The organism is Pseudomonas versuta (genome assembly GCF_001294575.1).
Classification (GTDB): domain Bacteria; phylum Pseudomonadota; class Gammaproteobacteria; order Pseudomonadales; family Pseudomonadaceae; genus Aquipseudomonas; species Aquipseudomonas versuta.
Map to the genome: position 1 here is coordinate 2,283,932 of NZ_CP012676.1, position 18,113 is coordinate 2,302,044.

Here is an 18,113-nt window from a genome sequence, read left to right on the forward strand (position 1 = left end):
ACATTGAGGAGCGCTACGGGCTTTGCCCGATCGCAGCCTCGTGCCTCGTCAGCGACTACAGGGCCTTGACGCTCTCAGCCGCCCGAAGGCGCTGGTTGCGTCAGGCCCGGCGGCGAAAGACTAGGCCCCTATCACTTTTTTTAACCCCACCGGCTGCAAGTCAAACCGGTCCGCCAGAAACGGCGTGACATCCAGTGGCAACGGTTCATTACGCACCAGCGCATCGAGCATGACTCCGGTTATCGCCGAGGTCAGGATGCCGGTTCGGAAATGCCCGCATGCATTCAAATACCCCTCGACACCGGCCATCGCCCCCAAAATCGGCAGCTCATCAGGCGAGCCCGGGCGCAATCCGGCCCAGGTGCGCTTGAGGTTGACGTCCTTGAGCTCAGGAATACAACGCATCGCTCCCTGGACCAGACCCGTGATCTCCGGGAAGGTGGTGGTCACGTCAAAACCTTTGTCTTCGGTGGTGCTGCCAATCAGGATTTCACCATTGTCCTTTTGCGCCAGGTAACAATCGCTGGTGGTCAGGCAGCCGTTGAGCAACTTGGGCATGCGCTCGGTCAACACGATCTGGCCCTTGACCGGCGCCACCGGGATGCTCATGTCTGTGGCCATCACGCTGAGTTCTGCCGCCCAGGCACCGGCAGCATTGATCAGGGTCTTGCAGTGGAACGCGCCCTGGTTGTCAGTACGTACCCCCACCACCTTGCTGCCCTGGCGCAGCACCTCGGTAACGTTGGTGTTGAAGTACAGGTCCACACCGTTTTGCCGGGCGCCTTCGGTGTAGGCATCGGTCAGCCGGAACGGGCTCACCTGGTGGTCGCAAAGAAATTCAAGTGCCCCTTTGGCGTCGTGGCTGACGCTTGGCTCGGACTCGCGCAAGGCGGCCTGGTCAAGCCAGCGCACTTCATCGGCAAGGTGCGGGATGTTGGCAACGATGTGCTCGGCATAAAGACGGTCTTCATCGTCGTAAATCACGTACTTGAGGCCGGTACGCTCGAACTTGAAGTCCATGCCGTGCTTGTCGATCATTTCCTGGTGCAGGCCGGGGTACAGGGCATTGGATTGCAGGGCAAAGTCGAAGAAGCACTCCGGCAGAATATGCGGGGTGCTGGAGTCAACGATCACCGCCGAGCCCTGGGCTTCACGCTTGCGCTCGGCGGACATCATGCGAAAGAAAATCACGCCGCAGCCAAGCCCTACAGACTCGCCGATAGCCCACAGGCCACCCGCCGAAGCGCGGCTGGCATTGCCCGGGCGCTTGCAGTCGATCATGGCAATTTTCAGGTCTTTGCGACGGGACAAGTGGTAAGCGCAGGACGCGCCGATAACACCGCCACCGGCGATTACAACGTCATAAGTCTTGATCATGTCAGGCATCCTTGCAGGCATTGGTAAAAGCCGAAAACGGCACCGGTTCCAGCGGAAAACGCGGGCGCAGCCAGCCCACATCCTGGCGGCCGGTGGCCTCGCGCAGGCGATCACTGCAGTAACCGACGCACATCCGGCCCTGGCAGTCGCCCATGCTGATGCGGGTGCGCATTTTCAGGCTGGCCATGTCTTGCACGCCCTGGCTCAGCGCCAGGTCGATGTCGGCACGGGTCACGTTTTCGCAACGGCACACCACCGTGTCCGGCTGTAGCAATTCGATCTGTTGAGTACCGCGTCGGGTGTAGCGATCAATGGCACCGCGAAAGCGCACCACAGTGTCCAGCCGTGACAGATAAACCCGGCGTTGCGCCAGCGCCTGCTTCTCGCTCAGCACTTGGCGCTGGAGCAAAATCGACAACGCCGCGATACGCCCGGTGAGCATCGCCGCTTCACCGCCACGCATGCCCGTGGCATCACCGGCCAGGTGAATGTGCGGCTGGTTACTGCGTTGCCACATGTCGGCTTTGACAGCCAGATAACCGTCGACGTTGTAAGCGTGATCAAGGCCCATTTGCTGGGTGAGTTGTGTCCGCGGGATAAAGCCATGGCCCACAGCCAGGGTGCGCGCCATAACTGGCTGCGCCTTGCTCATGTCTGCTTGCCAGGTGCTGGAGTACGGCGCCACGATAACTTCGCTCAGTTCACCCTCGCCCCGCGCCTCCACCACGCCCCAGCCATAACGCACCGGTACACCGTTGCGTTTGAGGTACACCAGCATGCTCAGGCCGTCGAGGAACAGTTGGGGCTGGTTGAGCAGCGCCAGGCTTTCCTTGGCAATCCGGGTAAATTCACAGGCCTCGTATACACCGGCCACTTCGACACCCGCCGCGTGCAACTGGCACGCCACCAGTATCAACAACGGTCCGGTGCCTGCGATTAACGTCGGCCCCTTGGGCTTGACCACGCCACTTTTGATCTGCAATTGCAGGCCGCCAAGCATCATCACACCGGGCAGGGTCCAGCCGGGAAATGGCACGCTGCGCTCATGGCACCCGGCGCTCAGCAGCAATTGATCGAAAGCGGTTTCCTGCAATTGCTCACGCTCGTCCAGTACTTGCAGGCGCTGCTCACCCTGCCCGCCCACCACGCGGTGGTTGTGGCGCACATCAACTAAATGGGCAATACCCGCAAACTCAGTGTGCAGTTTTTGCAGCGCCTCTTTGTAGCGCTCCCCCAGGTAATCAAGGTCGACACCGTCACGCAATGGCCCGCGATACACCACACCGCCCAACCGCGAGGCCTCTTCCAGCAAGGTGCTGGACACGCCGTGCTGCGCCAGCTCGATGGCGGCTGCCATACCCGCCGGACCACCGCCGACAATGACCGGGTTCAGGCTCATAGCACGGCCTCCTGTGCAGTGACCCGATTGATCCCGGTCTCTACTTTCATCCCGGGCTGCACCACGGTCTGGCAGGCCCGGCGCTTGTGCCGGCCATCGATATTCACCAGGCAGCAGTAGCACACCCCCATACCGCAATAAGCGCCATTGATCTGTCCGTGATCATTGGGCGACAGTTGCCGTAGACCCACTGAGTTCAACACGCTGAGTACGGTCTCTCCTTGAGCTGCACTTACCGCCTGCCCATTGATCAGGATCGACATGTCAGCCTTTATCAAAGGTTGAATGTCGTACTGGCGGTTCAAGTCATCCATGTCAGATATCCCTTTTTGTGTGTGTCGCAATTCGGCAAACCACTGGCACCGCGTGCCAGGGCAGATGACGTTAGCTGAATAAAAAAAACCGGCATTGATTCAGGCCAATAGAAGGTCAGGCCAATATGTGTTTTCGCATCATTGGCCTTACACTGACCGCCCTTTGCAGACTGGCGCGATCATGGATCTGGACCTGGCCCGTACCTTCCTCGAAATTGTTCGCTACGGCAGCCTCGCGAGTGCCGCAGACAAACTTCACGTCACCCAGACGGCCGTCACGGCCCGGGTACAAAAACTCGAGAGCCTGCTCGGCGTGACGCTGTTTGTGCGCAACCGTGCAGGCGCCAGACTCACCCCCGACGGCGAAGCCTTTGTGGTGTACGCCAACCAACTGCTGCAGACCTGGGAGGCGGCGCGACGGGATCTGCCACGCCCTGAAGGTTTGCACCAGATGCTGCACATCGGCGGTGAAGTCAGCCTGTGCAACCCGCTGATCCTGAGCTGGGCCAGGGCCCTGCGCGAACACCTCGACACCCACGCCCTGCGGGTGCAGATTCGTGACGGCGAGCTGTTATTGAGGCAGGTGGAAATGGGCTTGCTGGACGCAGCTCTGGTCTATCAGCCGGTCTATTGGCCCGGGGTGCAGGTGGAACAATTGCTGGAAGAAAAACTGATTCAGATTCGCCGCCCCGCCTTGCCCGAACCTTATGTGTATGTGGACTGGGGCGAGGACTTCCGCCGCCAGCATGACGCTGCACTACCGGACAAGGCGCGGGCCGCCGTCAGTTTCAATCTGGGCCCGGTCGCTTTGCATTACATTCTGGAAAACGGCGGCAGCGGTTACTTTCGCACCCGGGTGGTTCAGAGCTATCTGGACAGCGGCGCCCTGGAGCGCGTGCCCAAGGCTCCGGAGTTCAGTTACCCGACCTATCTGGTGTATTCCCGCGAACGCGACAGCGGCGCCTTGCAGCAGGCGATCGAATTGCTGCGCGAGGTGGTCAAGCAAGACAGCGACTGGTCACAGCGCTGGATCCCGGAGATCTGACCGTGCAGCGACCACTGCCTGTGACAGCGGGCTTGCCCTCGCGCTAATGAAAGGTTTCAGCTTTCCACTTTGCAGCCAATCCCTTAGGCTGCGAACGCCAGATAATCACAAGAACCGTACAGGTGGCCCATGACCGATCTCACCCGGACCAGCGACAGCTGGCTGACCTCCGCCCCCCACCAGCAGTGGCTGCACAATCAAGGCCAGACGCTGCTGGATTTCGCCAAGGCCGCCCGGGTACCGCTCGGTTTTGCAGGCCTTGACCGCTTTGGCAAGCGCCCAGACGATGCCCCGGCTGACACAGTGACCACCGCGCGTATGGTTCACAGTTTCGCCCTCGCCCATATCCAGGGCCTGCCGGGCTGCACGCCATTGATCGACCACGGCCTCAGGGCTCTGGCCGGGGCCTTGCGCGATGGCGTGCACGGCGGCTGGTTCGCCACCCCCGACGCTCAGGATGGCAACACCCGCAAAGCCGCATACCTGCATGCATTTGTCGCCCTGGCCGCCAGCTCCGCGGTGGTGGCCGGGCGCCCGGGCGCCACTGCCTTGCTGGATGAGGCGGTAGCGGTACTCGAAACGCGGTTCTGGTGCGAAGACGAAGGTGCCCTGCTGGAGTCCTTTGCCGGCGACTGGAGCGACTGCGAAGCGTATCGCGGGGCCAACAGCAATATGCATGGCACTGAAACCTTTCTGGCCCTGGCCGACGTGCTCGACCAGGACCTGTGGCTGGACCGCGCCCTGCGGATCAGCGAACGGGTGATTCACCAGCACGCGGCGCAGTCCTCCTACCTGCCCATTGAACACTTCGATGCCGGCTGGCAGCCATTACCGGACTACAACCGGGACAACCCGACAGACCCATTCCGCCCGTTCGGCAAAACCCCGGGGCACGCCTTTGAATGGGCCCGCCTGTTGCTGCACCTTGAAGCGGCGCGCAGGCAGCGTGGCCTGCCCGCGCCCCAATGGCTGCTCGAAGACGCCCGACAGCTGTTTCACAGCGCGAGCCTGCACGGCTGGAATGTCGATGGTGACAGCGGCATTGTTTACACCCTGGACTGGGACAACCGGCCCGTGGTGCGCGAACGCCTGCACTGGACCCTGGCCGAAGCCTCGGCGGCAGCGGCGGCCTTGTTGCAACGCACAGGCGAGCAGGAATACGAAGTCTGGTATCAGTGTTTCTGGGACTACATCGACCTGCACCTGATCGACCGCCAGCACGGCAGCTGGCACCACGAACTGGGGCCTGACAACCAGCCTTCGGAAAAAATATGGCCCGGCAAGGCGGATCTTTACCACGCCTACCAGGCCACCTTGTTGCCACGCCTGCCACTGGCCATCAGCCTGGCCAGCGCACTCAAACTGCGCCGCTGAAACAAACCAAAGGCTCGTAGTCGCTGCCGACTAACGAAGGCTCGTAGTCGCTGCCAAGGAACGAAGGCTGCGAGCCGTTTGGTGCTGCCTCCACCCTAGATGAGGGTGCTGCCACTACCGTCAAAGCTCGCAGCCTTCGTTCCTCGTCAGCGACTACCGGTGCGCAAAAAAGGGGGCAGACGAATCCCGCCCACCAAAGAAGCCCTTCTAGCCCGGCATCACCAGTCGTATTTGACTTCCAGCGCTGCAGTCCGTTGCTGGCCGTAGTAACAGCCGAAGCTGTAGTTACATGACGAGACGTACTCGCGGTCGAACAGGTTTTGCACATTGAGGCTGGTGCTCACACCTTTGAAACCCGGGTCCAGCGCCGCCAGGTCATAGCTGAGGGTGGCGTCGTAGATCACGAATGACGGGGTTTTGAAGGTGTTGGCCGAGTCGCCGTAGCTTTTCCCGGTGTATCGCGCACCACCGCCCAGGGTCACGCCCTGCAGCACATTCCCGGTGAAGTGGTAATCGGCCCACACACTCGCCGCCCATGGCGCCTGCGCCTCACTGCGGTTGCCCTTATTGTCATAGTTGGACTTGCTGTAGAACACGTCCAGGTATGACAACGAAGCAATCAGGTCGATGTTGCTGTAGCTGCTTTTGCCTTCCAGTTCGATCCCCCGCGAGCTGACTTCACCTTCCTGTATCTGGTACTCCAGGTACTGCAAGTCACCGGTCAGCACGTTTTGCTGCTTGATCTCAAACACCGACGCCGTAAGCAAGGTGCTGTCGTCAGGCTGATATTTGACCCCCACTTCATATTGCTTGCCCAATTGCGGCTTGAACGCCTTGCCCCCTCGATCCGGGGCCGTGGTACCGACTGAAGGCAAGAACGATTCGGTGTAGCTGATGTAAGGCGCCAGCCCGAACGAGGTGACGTACGTCAGCCCCACGCGCCCGGTGAACTTGTTGTCGTTTTGCATGGCCCGCGTATCGGCCAGCAAGTCATTGTTGTCGACCTTGGCCCAGTCATGGCGGCCACCGATGGTCAGGATGAAGTTGTCGAGCTTGATCTGATCCTGCACATACAAACCGGTTTGCTTGACCCTGTTATCCCACTGGGTGGTCAGGGTCGGCACGCCCGTGGTGCGGTAGTTGGTGGGGTTGTAGAGGTCGATGATTTCACTGCCCGACAGGTTGTAGCCCTGATACTTGCGGGTGAAATCGCGGTAGTCCAGTCCCACCAGCAAGGTGTGCTGCAGGGGGCCAGTGGCGAAGTCGCTTTGCAGGTGGTTGTCGAAGGTGTACGAGCTGTTTTGCTGGCGCCAGTCGAGTTTGGTGCGGCTGGCGTGAGTGTCACTGATGCCCTCGGGGGTGGTGACAAAACGGTTGAGGTAAAAGCCCTTGTAGCGGTCGTTGACGTCGATATAGCTCAGGCTCTGGCGATACGTCATGGCCTCATTGAAGGCGTGGGAAAACTGGTAGCCCACCACGTATTGATCGCGCTTGTAGTCGTTCCATTTCGAGTCGCCCAAAAACGTATCGCGATCAATCTTGTTGCCCTGCGAGTTGCGGTACAGGCTGCCCACCGCCGGTAAGGACTGATAGTCGGCCAGGGCGTCATCACGCTGGATTTGCGCATACAGCGTCAGCTCGGTGTCGTCGTCGGGCATCCAGCTGAAGCTGGGCGCCAGCAGCTGGCGCGAATCCTTGGTGTGGCCCACCTGTTCGCCGCCCGTATTGCCGACCCCGATCAACCGGTAACTGAGGGTTTTGGCCTCGTCCAGCGGCCCCGTGAAGTCAAACGCCAGGTTGTAGCGGTCAAAACTGCCAGTGCCGACTTTGATCTGGTGCGCAGCTTCAGTGCTCGGGAGTTTGGACACCATATTGATCATGCCCCCCGGCTGGTTTTGCCCGTACAGCACCGAAGACGGCCCTTTGAGGACTTCGATGCGTTCCAGGGTATAGGGGTCGATCTGTGGCGTGCCGCCCAGGCTCCCCGCCGACGGTAAATAAGCACCATCGAGATAGAGCAGGGTCGGGGCAAAACCGCGGCTGGTGATTTCGTCCGCGATGGTATTGCGATCGGTGTAGCCGTTGGTGCTCAGGCCCGGGGTGTAGCGCAGTGCCTGGGTCAGATCACGGGCGCCCTGCGCCTGAACCTGATCCGCCGTCACCACGTTGATGGTCTGTGGGATCTCCAGAATCGGTGTATCGGTCTTAGTCGCCGTGGCCGAACGGGTGGCGACAAAACCGTCTACCGCTCCGCGAGCATCTTCGGCCACACGCCCCGACACCGTGGTCGCCCCCAGATTCAACGTGCCCGTTTCTGCCAGCGGGTAAACGCTCAGGGCACCGCTTTCGGTCACGCTCAAGCCCAGACCGCTGCCCGCCAGGGCGCGCTCGGCGGCCTGCTGCGGGGTAAACCGGCCCCGTACCGGTGCCGAGGTTTTACCCTGCAATAAAGCAGGCGATACCGACAGGGTCAGCTGGCTGTCACGGGCAATCCGGCTCAGGGTCGCTCCCAGCGGCGCCGCAGGCAAGTCAAAGGCACGCACTGCACTCTGTTCATTGACCAGCGGCCCGGCCACCGCGCTCAAGGGGTGGCCGGTAATGCTCAGGGCAATGGTCAGTGCCAGAAGGCAGGGTCTCAGCGGGACGTACGACATGGGGCATCCTTTCTCGTTGCAAGGTAGGCAGTTGTAACCTTGACCAACGAGCAGAGTTTTCCCCTCACCTTATTTGTAAATAATTCGCATTCGGCGATTTTTTAACCGCGCACATCAATCAGGGTCAGCCAGGGGCCGTAGTGCGTGACCTTGATCGGCAAGGTTTGCGCCAGGGTGCTCAAGGTCTGCGGGGTGTTATCCAATGAGAAAACCCCGAACACTCTGACCCTGGCAGCTTCTGGGCTGATGCGCAGCACACCGGTCTGGTAAGGGCGCAACGCTTCAACCAGTGCCGACAACGGCTCGTCATGCAGTTCTACCCGGCCTTCGAGCCAATCGGCCTGACTGCGCGCAGTCGGGGTTTGCGGGTCAATCTGGCTGGCTGTAAACGACACTGCCTGACCGGCATCGATGCGTCGTTGCAAACCATTGAGGGTGTCGAGCTGCACGCTGTGCTGTTGCACGCTGGCCAGGCTTTCGTCCGCCCCCTGGCGCACCATGAAGCGCGTGCCCAGCGCCTTGACCTGACCCTGGGCGGTCGCAACCACAAAGGGCCGCTGCGGGTCGGCGGCCACATCGACCTGCAATTGGCCTTCACGCAACTGAACGCGACGCTGCCCGGCGCTGAACTGGATATCGACGGCGCTGCGGGCGTTGAGCGTAAGGCGACTGCCATCTGCCAGCTCGATGGTTCTGCGTTCACCGGTCGCAGTATGTTGATCGGCCATCATGCCCCTCAGAGGCGTCACCCGATCGACCATACCCGCGGCGCCCACCCCCAGCAACAACAGCAGCAGGCCGCCTTGCAGGGCTTTTTTGCGTGCCGCAGAAGGGCTTTCCAGCAGCGCTTCACGGGCCGCATGCAATTGCCCCGGGCTGCGCCGTTCTACCGATTGCAAATCCGCCAGCGGGGTTTTCAACACCCCGGCCACCCGCTGCCACGCAGCCATATGCTCAGGGCTTTCGGCCAGCCAGGCTTTAAACACCTGACGCTCCGAGGGACAGGCCTGCCCGGACTCCAGCCGCAGCATCCAGTCGACAGCGGCACGGGTAACGGGATCTACCCTGGTGTTGCTCATAGGCTCTCCTGGGTTTGCGAAAGGCAATGTAAATAAGCGCGGCGCAGGTCACGCTCTACCGTGGCCAGTGAAACCCCCAACAAGGTGGCAATGGCCTGCTGCGGCATGCTTTCAAGACGGTTGAGCAAAAAAGCCCGCCGCACCCGTGACGGCAACCCTTCCAGCGCATGATCAATCGTTTCGATCGCCTCACGCACCAGTGCAATGTCTTCGGCTGACGGGGCATAGCCCTGAGGCATGTCTGCAAGCTGATCCAGATAGGCCTGCTCCAGCTTGCGTCGGCGCCACAGCGAGCACAGCAAGCGCCGGGCCACGGTGCTCAGATAAGCCCGGGGTTGCTCTATGCGCTCAAGTTGCTGTGCATCGAAAGCCCGCAGGAACGTGTCCTGAGCCAGATCGGCCGCATCCTGCGGGCAACGCACCTGTCGCGACAACCAGCCGCGCAGCCACGCATGATTGTCATGATAGAGATTCGCCAGCAGGGCTTTGGGATCCAGGGGGCTAGACACGATAGATAACCAGACTCAAATAGCAATAAGTCGCATTATCGGTGGATCGAGGGGAAAAGCAATATGCATATGCAGAGCGAGCCGGGGGAGAGCCAGGATGCCTCTCTGGGCAATACCGCGAAACCAGTGGGAACTGGCTTGCCAGCGATGCAGGCACCTCGATATGTCCCGCACCGCAGCGATGTCATCGCGGGCAAGCCTGGCTCCCACAGAGCTCAGGCATATTTCTGTGTATCTAACGGGCCTGGATCAACGCCCGCCGCACAAGTCGATAAAGGTACCGGTGGCGTAGGAAGCCTTGTCGCTGAGCAGCCAGATAATGGCTTCGGCGACTTCTTCAGGGCGGCCGCCACGGCCCATCGGGATGCTCGACTCCAGCTTGCTGACCCGCCCCGGATCGCCGCTCAAGGCGTGGAACTCGGTAAAGATGAGGCCCGGGCGCACTGCGTTGACCCGGATCCCCTCGCCCGCCAGCTCTTTGGACAAGCCCAGGGTAAAGGTGTCCAGCGCGCCTTTTGAAGCGGCATAGTCAACGTACTCATTGGGCGAGCCCAGGCGCGCAGCCCCCGACGACACGTTGACGATATTGCCGCCCTGCCCGCCGTAACGCGGCGACATGCGCAGCACTGCATGCCTGGAACACAGGATAGGCCCCAGCACATTGGTTCTCAGGGTGTGCAAAATACGCGACTCGGACATTTCGTCGACCCGGGACTTGAGGCCCACGGTCCCGGCATTGTTGACCAGCGCCGTGATCGGGCCGAGCTCCTCGTCAACCCGGGTAAACAGGCCGATGATTTCTTCTTCATTGCTCACATCGGCACGCACGGCAATGGCCTGTGCCCCCAGAGCATGAACCTGTGCCAGCACTTCATGGGCAGCCGCTGCATCCGTCAGATAGTTGATGCAAATCCGGTAGCCCTGCTGCGCTGCCAGGATCGCAGTGGCAGCGCCGATGCCGCGACTGCCACCGGTGATCAAGATGACTTTGTCCATAAAAACGCTCTCCAGTTCGACGGTGCAAAGGTGACGGGCAGAATAACCGCGAAGGCTTTGCTTTGTCAGGTCGGTGGCGATGTGCCTTAACGCGACAATTCAGCGCGATGAATATCGACCATGAATTGCTCGGCCGGTAACGGCTGTCCCAACAGGAAACCTTGCAGGGCATTGCACCCCAGCGTGGTCAGGAAGCTTTGCTGGGTATCGGTTTCAACCCCTTCAGCCACAATCCGCAGCCCCAGAGCCTGGCCCAGGGCCACAATCGCCGAAACAATCGCGGCATCGTCACTGTCATGTTCCAGGTCGCGGACAAACCCGCGATCAATCTTCAGTTCATTGGCCGGCAAGCGTTTGAGGTACATCAGGCTTGAATAGCCGGTGCCGAAGTCATCAATGGACAGATCGACCCCCATCTGCGACAGCCGCTGCAGCACGGTCATGCTCGCATCTGCATCGCTCATGGCGGTGGTCTCGGTGATTTCCAGGGTCAGGCTGTTGGCGGGCAACCGGTGGCGCTCCAGCACCGAGACCACACTGTCGACCAGCCCCGAATAACAAAACTGCAACGCCGACAGATTGACCGAGATACGCCAGTGGCTATACCCCTCATCGAACCACGCCCGCATCTGGCGACAGGCTTCGTTTAGCACCCATTCGCCGATCGGAATGATCAGCCCGGTTTTTTCCGCCAGTTCGATAAAGTGTTCCGGCAGCAACAATCCCTGCTGCGGATGCTCCCAGCGCAACAAGGCTTCGGCCCCTACAGGCTGGCCGCTGACAGCATCAAACTTGGGCTGGTAATGCAGGCGAAACTGGTTGTGCTCCAGCGCCTGACGCAAGTCCTGCAAGAGTTGCAGTTGCTTGCGGGCGTTGGTGTTCATGGATACATCGAAGAAGCTGTAACCGTTTTTACCGGCTCCCTTGGCGTGGTACATCGCCGCATCGGCATTCATCAACAGCTCTTCGGCGGTCTGGCCATTGCCGGGGTACAAGGCAATGCCAACGCTGGCGGAGATCTGCAAATCATGCTCATCCACCCGGAAGCCTTTTGACAGCAGGCTGACCTGCCGCGCCGCAACCTGAGGCGCATCGTCAGGCTCGCTCAGGCGCACCAGCAACACAAATTCATCACCACCGATGCGCGCCAGGGTGTCCTGGCTGCGCAACTGATCACGCAGGCGCAACGCCACTTCGCGCAACAGCCGGTCCCCCAAGTGATGGCCAAAGGCATCGTTCACCGGTTTGAAACCGTCCAGATCGATAAACATCAACGAGAAACACCCGCCCTGCTCAGCCACTTTGGCCATGGCCTGGCTGATCCGGTCAGCCAGCAGGATGCGATTGGGCAGCCCGGTCAGGGTGTCATGCAGCGCCAGTTTGGTCAGTTCTTCATTGGCCAGGGTCAGGGAGTTCGCCAGGGCCGCAGTGCTGGCATCGAGCCGGGCATCAAAAATGGAGGTCAGCAGCGCAATGATCAACACCGCAAGGCTGGACACCAGCACCAGGTTATCCAGGCCTTTGCCACTCAAACCGTCAACTGCCGCACCGCAAAAACTGCCGACCGGGAAATTCGCCGCAGCCATGCCGGTGTAGTGCATGCCGACAATCGCCAGGCCCATGATGATCGAAGCCCCGGCCCGCACCAGATGGACATAGGGGGTGTGCCTGCGCAGGCGGAACGCTATCGACAAGGCAGCCGCCGAAGCCCCTACCGCAATCACCAGCGACAGCGCGACCAGTGTCGGGTCGTAATCGATGCCCGGCTGCATGCGCAATGCGGCCATGCCGCTGTAGTGCATGGCGCTGATGCCTGCCCCCATGACCAATGCACCGAACATTAATTGCAGTGCCGGCAAGCGCGGCTGGCTGACCACCCACAAGGCAAAGCCTGAGGACAGAATGGCCACCAGTAACGACCACAACGTGAGCCCCAGGTCATAGCCCAGATCCAGGGGCAACTCCAGGGCGAGCATCCCGATAAAATGCATCGACCACACACCAAAGCCCATGGCCAGCGCACCGCCGCACATCCACAGATACAGGGTCCGGCCCCGCGCCGTGGCGATGCGTGCGGCCAGATCGAGGGCGGTATACGACGCAAGAATTGCGACGCACAGAGAAATAAAAACCAGCGAAGGGGAGTAACTAGCAGAAACCATGGGTTTTCTCGTGAGCCAGAGCCGAACAGCAGCCATGTCCGGTAAAAAAGTGCGCGATTGTACTGTTTCTATAGGCAAACGCACCTATACCAATCAGCTATTCAGAAAGTCGTACCGGTTCATTTGGCAGCCGCCTCGACGGTACGAAAATCGCGTTTCACTTTAGCGATATACCCGGCCACCACCGGGGACTTTTCAAACCGCCGGTAAATCAGGGACAACCATGACCTGGCCTCGCAGCCCTCGATTGGCCGGTAAATAACATTCGGCAAACTGATATGCCCCACCACCGATTCCGGCACCACTGCCACCCCTTGCCCCAGTGAAACCAGGGCAATCACCGCCACCAGGCCACCGGGCTGTGGCCCAAGCCTGGGCGCATAGCCGCCCTGGGCCGCGACCTGCAAGGTTCCGCTGATTTGCTCGGGAAGGATAAACGTCTCGTTTTGCAGGTGCTGCGCGCTAATGCCTTTAAGACGGGTGAGCCATGAATCATCGGTCAGTGCCAGCACAAAACCTTCTGAATTCAGGCCAATCGCCTCAAGTTCCTGGGGCAAGGCCATGGGCGAGCGCACATAACCCAGGTCAAACCGGCCTTCAGCCACACTCACCGGCAGGTCGGCCATCGGGGCTTCCTGCACGCTGAGGCTGACCTCGCTGCAGTCCCGGGAAAAAGCCTGTACCTGACGTTGCAACACGCCGGAGTAGACCGCTGAGGCAACGTAGCCCAATTCGATATGCCCAACTTCACCGCGCCCTGCCCGCCGGGCATTGCGCTGTGCCAGCTCAAACTGGCGCACTGTGGCGTCGGCCTCGGGCAGCAGGGCCTGTCCGGCTTCGGTCAGGCTGACCTGGCGTTGCTGGCGAATAAACAGACGCACCCCGAGTGCACTTTCCAGGTCCTGAATTTGCCGGCTCAAGGTCGGCGGCGCGATGCCCAGCACCTGTGCCGCGCGGGTGAAATTGCGCTGTTGGGCGACCGCCAGAAAATAGCGGAAATGACGTATGTCCATATCAGTATTAGCTCAAAGGTAATGAAGTCAGGGTTTTCAGCTAACAAACTCTGCAAGGCACAGCGATACCCTGTGACCAGCGCCACACTAGATAGCCGCGGGTGTCCCCGTCAAATCAATTACCTCAAAAGCAATGTTAGATAGCCTAGGAACTGCGCCATGAAAACTGTCAGCCCGCGTCTGACCCTGCTGACCGCCAGCGGGGTGTGCTCACTCATCGTGCTCGATACCAATATCGTCGCGGTCACCCTGCCCAGCATCGCCCGCGACCTGGGGGCCAATTTTGTCGACATCGAATGGGTGGTCAGCGCCTATATGCTGGCATTTGCGGCGCTGCTGCTGCCGGCCGGGAGCATTGCCGACCGCTTCGGACGCAAGAAAACCCTGCTCTGGGGCTTGAGCATTTTCATCCTCGCCTCCATCGGTTGTGGCGCTGCACCCGACAGCCTGTTGCTGGAGATCGCCCGGGCGGTCAAGGGCGTGGGCGCGGCCCTGCTGTTGACCTCCGCGCTGGCCTCGATTGGCCATGCCTTTCATGACGAAGTTGAACGGGCCAAAGCCTGGGCGTTCTGGGGGGCGTGCATGGGCGTGGCTATGACCGCAGCGCCAACCCTGGGTGGCTTGATCACCGAATCCCTGGGCTGGCGCTGGATCTTCTACCTCAACCTGCCGGTGGGCTTGCTGCTGATGCTGCTGGTCAGGCATGCCATTGCCGAGTCCCGCGACCCACAGTCGGCCCGTCTTGACCCCTGGGGCAGCCTGGCCTTCAGCGCCAGTTTGCTGTGCCTGATCTGGGGCTTGATCGAAGCCAACCGCATCGGCTGGGACAACCCGCTGACCTACGCCCGCCTGAGTGCCGGAGTACTATTGCTGGGCCTGTTTGTGTGGGTCGAGTCGGTACAGCGCCGGCCCATGATTGACCTGCAACTGTTCCGTCATCCGCGCTTTATCGGGGCTCTGCTGGGCATGTTTGCCTACGCCGGCTGCGCTCAAGTGATGATGACGCTATTGCCGTTTTACCTGCAGAACGGCCTGGGCTTCAGCGCCATCGCGTCGGGCCTGGGCATGCTGCCGTTTGCCCTGGCCATGCTGATCTGCCCGCGCATCGGTGCTCGCCTGGCGTCGCGTTACAGCCCGGCCAGCCTGATGGCGGCGGGCCTGACCCTGGTCGGCTGCGGCAACCTGCTCAGTGCCTGGGCGGTGGACCATGGCGGTTATTTGAGCTTTGCCCTGACCACGGCGGTGACGGGTGCCGGAGCTGGCCTGCTCAACGGCGACACGCAAAAAAACATCATGGCCTGCGTGCCCCGGGATCGCGTGGGGATGGCGTCCGGCATGAGCACCACCATGCGCTTCAGCGCCATCGTGCTGGCCATTGGCGTGTTTGGCGCCCTGCTGGGCAGTCATACCGGGCAAAACCTGGAGGCCAGCCTCAAGCAAGAAACAGGAGGACAGTGGATTGAGCAGAGCCACTTTATTGCTACACGGGTGGTGGCCGGAGATATGCCGGGGGCTCTGAGCCAACTGCCCCAGGCAGCCCGCGTGCAAATCGAGCCGCTGGCGATCCGGGCTTTTGTTGCCGGATTCACGACTGTGTTGTGGGTGGCCGGGGTCCTGGCCCTGCTTGGCGCACTGCTGGTGGGGACGCTGATGCGCAAACCGATTCCGCGGATGGCAACTGCGCGGCCGGTCCTGCTGGAATGACCCTGTCTGTAGGATCGAGCTTTTTCAAGATCAAAAGATCGCGAGCAAGCTCGCGCCTACAGGGGTAAAGTTTTCTGAACATGAAGAATTATTCAGAAACGTTTCAGCTTTTTATGGGCAAAATGTGCTCACTGCACACAAGGCCCATCAGGTGACGGCATGACCCGGATTTTGACCATCGAAGACGATGCCGTAACGGCAAAAGAGATCGTGGCTGAGTTGAGCAGCCACGGGCTGGAAGTAGACTGGGTCGCCAATGGCCGTGAAGGCCTGGTGCGCGCCGTCAGCGGCGACTACGACCTGATCACCCTTGACCGCATGCTCCCCGAGCTCGACGGGCTGGCAATTGTCACCACCCTGCGCACCATTGGTGTCAGCACCCCGATCCTGATGATCAGCGCCCTGTCCGACGTCGATGAACGGGTTCGCGGCCTGCGCGCCGGCGGTGACGACTATCTGACCAAACCTTTCGCCAGTGACGAAATGGCTGCCAGGGTTGAAGTCTTGCTGCGCCGCAAGAGCCCGGTCGACAAACACGAGACCTCGTTGCGGGTCGCTGATCTGGAACTCAATCTGATTACCCGCGAAGCCAGCCGCGCCGAGCAACAGCTAAGCCTGTTGCCCACCGAATACAAGCTGCTGGAATTCCTGATGCGCAACACCGGGCAAATCCTCTCGCGCATGATGATTTTCGAAGAAGTCTGGGGCTATCACTTCGACCCGGGCACCAACCTGATCGACGTCCATATCGGGCGTCTGCGCAAAAAAATCGATCCGCAGGGCCTGGTGCCTCTGATCCGCACCGTTCGAGGCTCGGGTTATGTCATTGCCGAACCCCTCTAAGGGCTGGCGTTCTTCCAGTAGCCGTCTGCTGGCGCTGTACAGTTTTCTGTTCGTTGCCTGGAGCTGCATCCTCATGGGGGTGCTGTACTACGAGGTTTCGGATTACCTGGGCAACCTGGCCAAACATTCGTTGATGCAGCGCCAACACCTGTTTGCGCGCTTCCAGGGTGAACAGCTGGACGAAGCACTCGCCACCAGCATGACGTTCGATATGCGCGCAGTTGATGCCTATGGACTATTCGATGCGCAACACAACCCCCTCAGCGGTCCGATACAAAGCATCCCCGAGGGGCTGCCACTGGATGGCCAGATCCATGAACTGAGCACCTGCATCGACTCCGATGATCCGAACCTGCCGCAAGACAGCTGTGATGCCGTCGCCACGCAGACCCACGACGGCCGCTGGCTGATACTGGTGCGCGATAACGGCTCGCTGTTTGCCGTGACCCGGATCATTTTGCATGCGCTGTTCTGGGGGCTGTCGCTGACCATCATCCCGGGCATTGCCGGCTGGCACTTGCTGCGCCGACGTCCGCTGCAACGCATACGGGCGATTCAGGCCAGCGCCGAAGGGATTGTCGCCGGCGACCTGACCTGCCGCTTGCCGCTGTCCAACCGGCGCGATGAACTGGACATGCTGGCCGCCATTGTCAACGCCATGCTCGACCGCCTCGAGCGGCTGATGCACGAGGTCAAAGGGGTATGCGACAACATTGCCCACGACCTGCGCACCCCGCTCACCCGCTTGCGGGCGCAGCTGTACCGGATCCGGCAGCAAGCCGTCGAAGGCTCTCCCGAAGCCCTGCAAATGGATGAAGTGATCAGCGAAACCGATACGCTGATGGCGCGTTTTCGCGGGTTGCTACGCATCTCCGAACTGGAAGACCACCAACGTCGCTCCGGTTTTTTGCAACTCGACCCGCGGCCTTTACTCCAGGAGGTATACGACTTCTACCTGCCGCTGGCGGAGGAAGGCCAGGTCACCCTGACCCTGGATATCCCTGAAACCCTGCCCGGGCTGACGGGCGACCGTGCATTGCTGTTTGAAGCACTGGCCAATCTGCTGAGTAACTCGATCAAGTTCACCCCGCCCGGCGGTGAAGTGATCCTGCGTGCCGTGAACGATGAAGGCAGCCCGCGCATTGAAGTGCTCGACACCGGGCCCGGTATCCCGCAAGCCGAACGGGTGGCGGTATTCCAGCGTTTTTACCGCAGCGATGACAAACACGGCGGTTTTGGCCTGGGCTTGTCCATCGTCGCGGCCATCGTCAACCTGCACGGTTTCAGCCTCGATGTCGGCGACCGCGAAGGGGGCGGTGCCAAACTGACGCTGCACTGTCGGCAAAGTCTGATAAGTGCATTGCACCCCCTGTAAACACTGACTGCGACCCGGCAACGGGTCGCTCACCCCCGCCGCCTGTTCCAGGGTTTGTAAAAAATATTTACTCCGCTTGACACAACTTGGCACATTTTTTCCTTGTTATTGCGCGTTCGTAGTTAACAGCCGGGCATACAGCGCCCGGGGGTGGGTAACCCGCACCTATTGCGAACAGGGACGCTATCGCCGTCCGCATTCAGTGCACGGACTGACCAAAAGTCATGTCCCAGACCCGCTGTTATAAAGGAATATTCACGATGTGCTCT

General features: G+C 60.6%; 14 protein-coding genes. 5 read left to right on the top strand and 9 right to left on the bottom strand.

The features are described 5' to 3' along the window. Positions 1-120: 120 nt before the first annotated feature. From hcnC to hcnA, 3 genes are read right to left on the bottom strand one after another with little or no spacing between them, the layout of a single operon-like run. Entirely contained in the window at positions 121-1,377 is a 1,257-nt protein-coding gene (gene hcnC / locus AOC04_RS10130; RefSeq protein WP_060692970.1) for a cyanide-forming glycine dehydrogenase subunit HcnC, read from the bottom strand. Between the two features lies 1 nt (position 1,378). After that, on the bottom strand, positions 1,379-2,776 hold the full coding sequence (gene hcnB / locus AOC04_RS10135) for a cyanide-forming glycine dehydrogenase subunit HcnB (RefSeq protein ID WP_060692972.1): 1,398 nt from the start codon (positions 2,774-2,776) through the stop codon (positions 1,379-1,381). Then, the gene (gene hcnA, locus AOC04_RS10140) at positions 2,773-3,090 is read right to left on the bottom strand and encodes a cyanide-forming glycine dehydrogenase subunit HcnA (RefSeq protein WP_060692974.1); all 318 of its coding nucleotides are present in this window, start codon (positions 3,088-3,090) and stop codon (positions 2,773-2,775) included. The genes hcnB and hcnA overlap by 4 nt, the downstream gene beginning before the upstream one ends. Before the next feature lie 181 nt (positions 3,091-3,271). Between hcnA and AOC04_RS10145 the strand changes: the two genes are divergently transcribed. Beyond that, complete coding sequence (locus tag AOC04_RS10145) at positions 3,272-4,135, top strand: LysR family transcriptional regulator (protein WP_060692976.1); 864 nt, start codon at positions 3,272-3,274, stop codon at positions 4,133-4,135. A gap of 129 nt (positions 4,136-4,264) precedes the next feature. Continuing rightward, on the top strand, positions 4,265-5,509 hold the full coding sequence (locus AOC04_RS10150) for a D-mannose isomerase (RefSeq protein ID WP_060692978.1): 1,245 nt from the start codon (positions 4,265-4,267) through the stop codon (positions 5,507-5,509). A gap of 218 nt (positions 5,510-5,727) precedes the next feature. Here AOC04_RS10150 and AOC04_RS10155 read toward each other — a convergent pair whose 3' ends face one another. The 6 genes from AOC04_RS10155 to AOC04_RS10180 form a co-directional block, all read right to left on the bottom strand. Beyond that, on the bottom strand, positions 5,728-8,163 hold the full coding sequence (locus tag AOC04_RS10155) for a TonB-dependent siderophore receptor (RefSeq protein ID WP_060692980.1): 2,436 nt from the start codon (positions 8,161-8,163) through the stop codon (positions 5,728-5,730). A gap of 101 nt (positions 8,164-8,264) precedes the next feature. Continuing rightward, complete coding sequence (locus tag AOC04_RS10160) at positions 8,265-9,242, bottom strand: FecR family protein (protein WP_060692982.1); 978 nt, start codon at positions 9,240-9,242, stop codon at positions 8,265-8,267. Further along, positions 9,239-9,739: a sigma-70 family RNA polymerase sigma factor gene (locus AOC04_RS10165; protein WP_082363775.1), complete on the bottom strand. Its 501-nt coding sequence runs from the start codon at positions 9,737-9,739 to the stop codon at positions 9,239-9,241. Before AOC04_RS10165 ends, AOC04_RS10160 begins: the two co-directional genes overlap by 4 nt. A gap of 261 nt (positions 9,740-10,000) precedes the next feature. Then, positions 10,001-10,747 carry an SDR family oxidoreductase gene (locus tag AOC04_RS10170; protein ID WP_060692987.1) on the bottom strand — a complete coding sequence of 249 codons (747 nt, stop codon included), beginning with the start codon at positions 10,745-10,747 and terminating at the stop codon, positions 10,001-10,003. A gap of 86 nt (positions 10,748-10,833) precedes the next feature. After that, positions 10,834-12,909 carry a putative bifunctional diguanylate cyclase/phosphodiesterase gene (locus tag AOC04_RS10175; protein ID WP_060692989.1) on the bottom strand — a complete coding sequence of 692 codons (2,076 nt, stop codon included), beginning with the start codon at positions 12,907-12,909 and terminating at the stop codon, positions 10,834-10,836. Positions 12,910-13,028: 119 nt separating this feature from the next. Continuing rightward, positions 13,029-13,922, bottom strand: a complete 894-nt coding sequence (locus tag AOC04_RS10180; RefSeq protein ID WP_060692991.1) for a LysR family transcriptional regulator — start codon at positions 13,920-13,922, stop codon at positions 13,029-13,031. A gap of 159 nt (positions 13,923-14,081) precedes the next feature. Here AOC04_RS10180 and AOC04_RS10185 point away from each other — a divergent pair, with 159 nt between their 5' ends. The 3 genes from AOC04_RS10185 (at position 14,082) to AOC04_RS10195 (ending at position 17,844) form a co-directional block, all read left to right on the top strand. Further along, on the top strand, positions 14,082-15,626 hold the full coding sequence (locus AOC04_RS10185; RefSeq protein WP_060692993.1) for an MFS transporter: 1,545 nt from the start codon (positions 14,082-14,084) through the stop codon (positions 15,624-15,626). A 159-nt stretch (positions 15,627-15,785) separates the two neighbouring features. Then, positions 15,786-16,469, top strand: coding sequence for a response regulator transcription factor (locus AOC04_RS10190; RefSeq protein ID WP_019409082.1), 684 nt, complete (start codon positions 15,786-15,788; stop codon positions 16,467-16,469). Then, the gene (locus AOC04_RS10195; protein ID WP_060692995.1) at positions 16,447-17,844 is read left to right on the top strand and encodes a sensor histidine kinase; all 1,398 of its coding nucleotides are present in this window, start codon (positions 16,447-16,449) and stop codon (positions 17,842-17,844) included. The genes AOC04_RS10190 and AOC04_RS10195 overlap by 23 nt, the downstream gene beginning before the upstream one ends. Positions 17,845-18,113 lie beyond the last annotated feature (269 nt).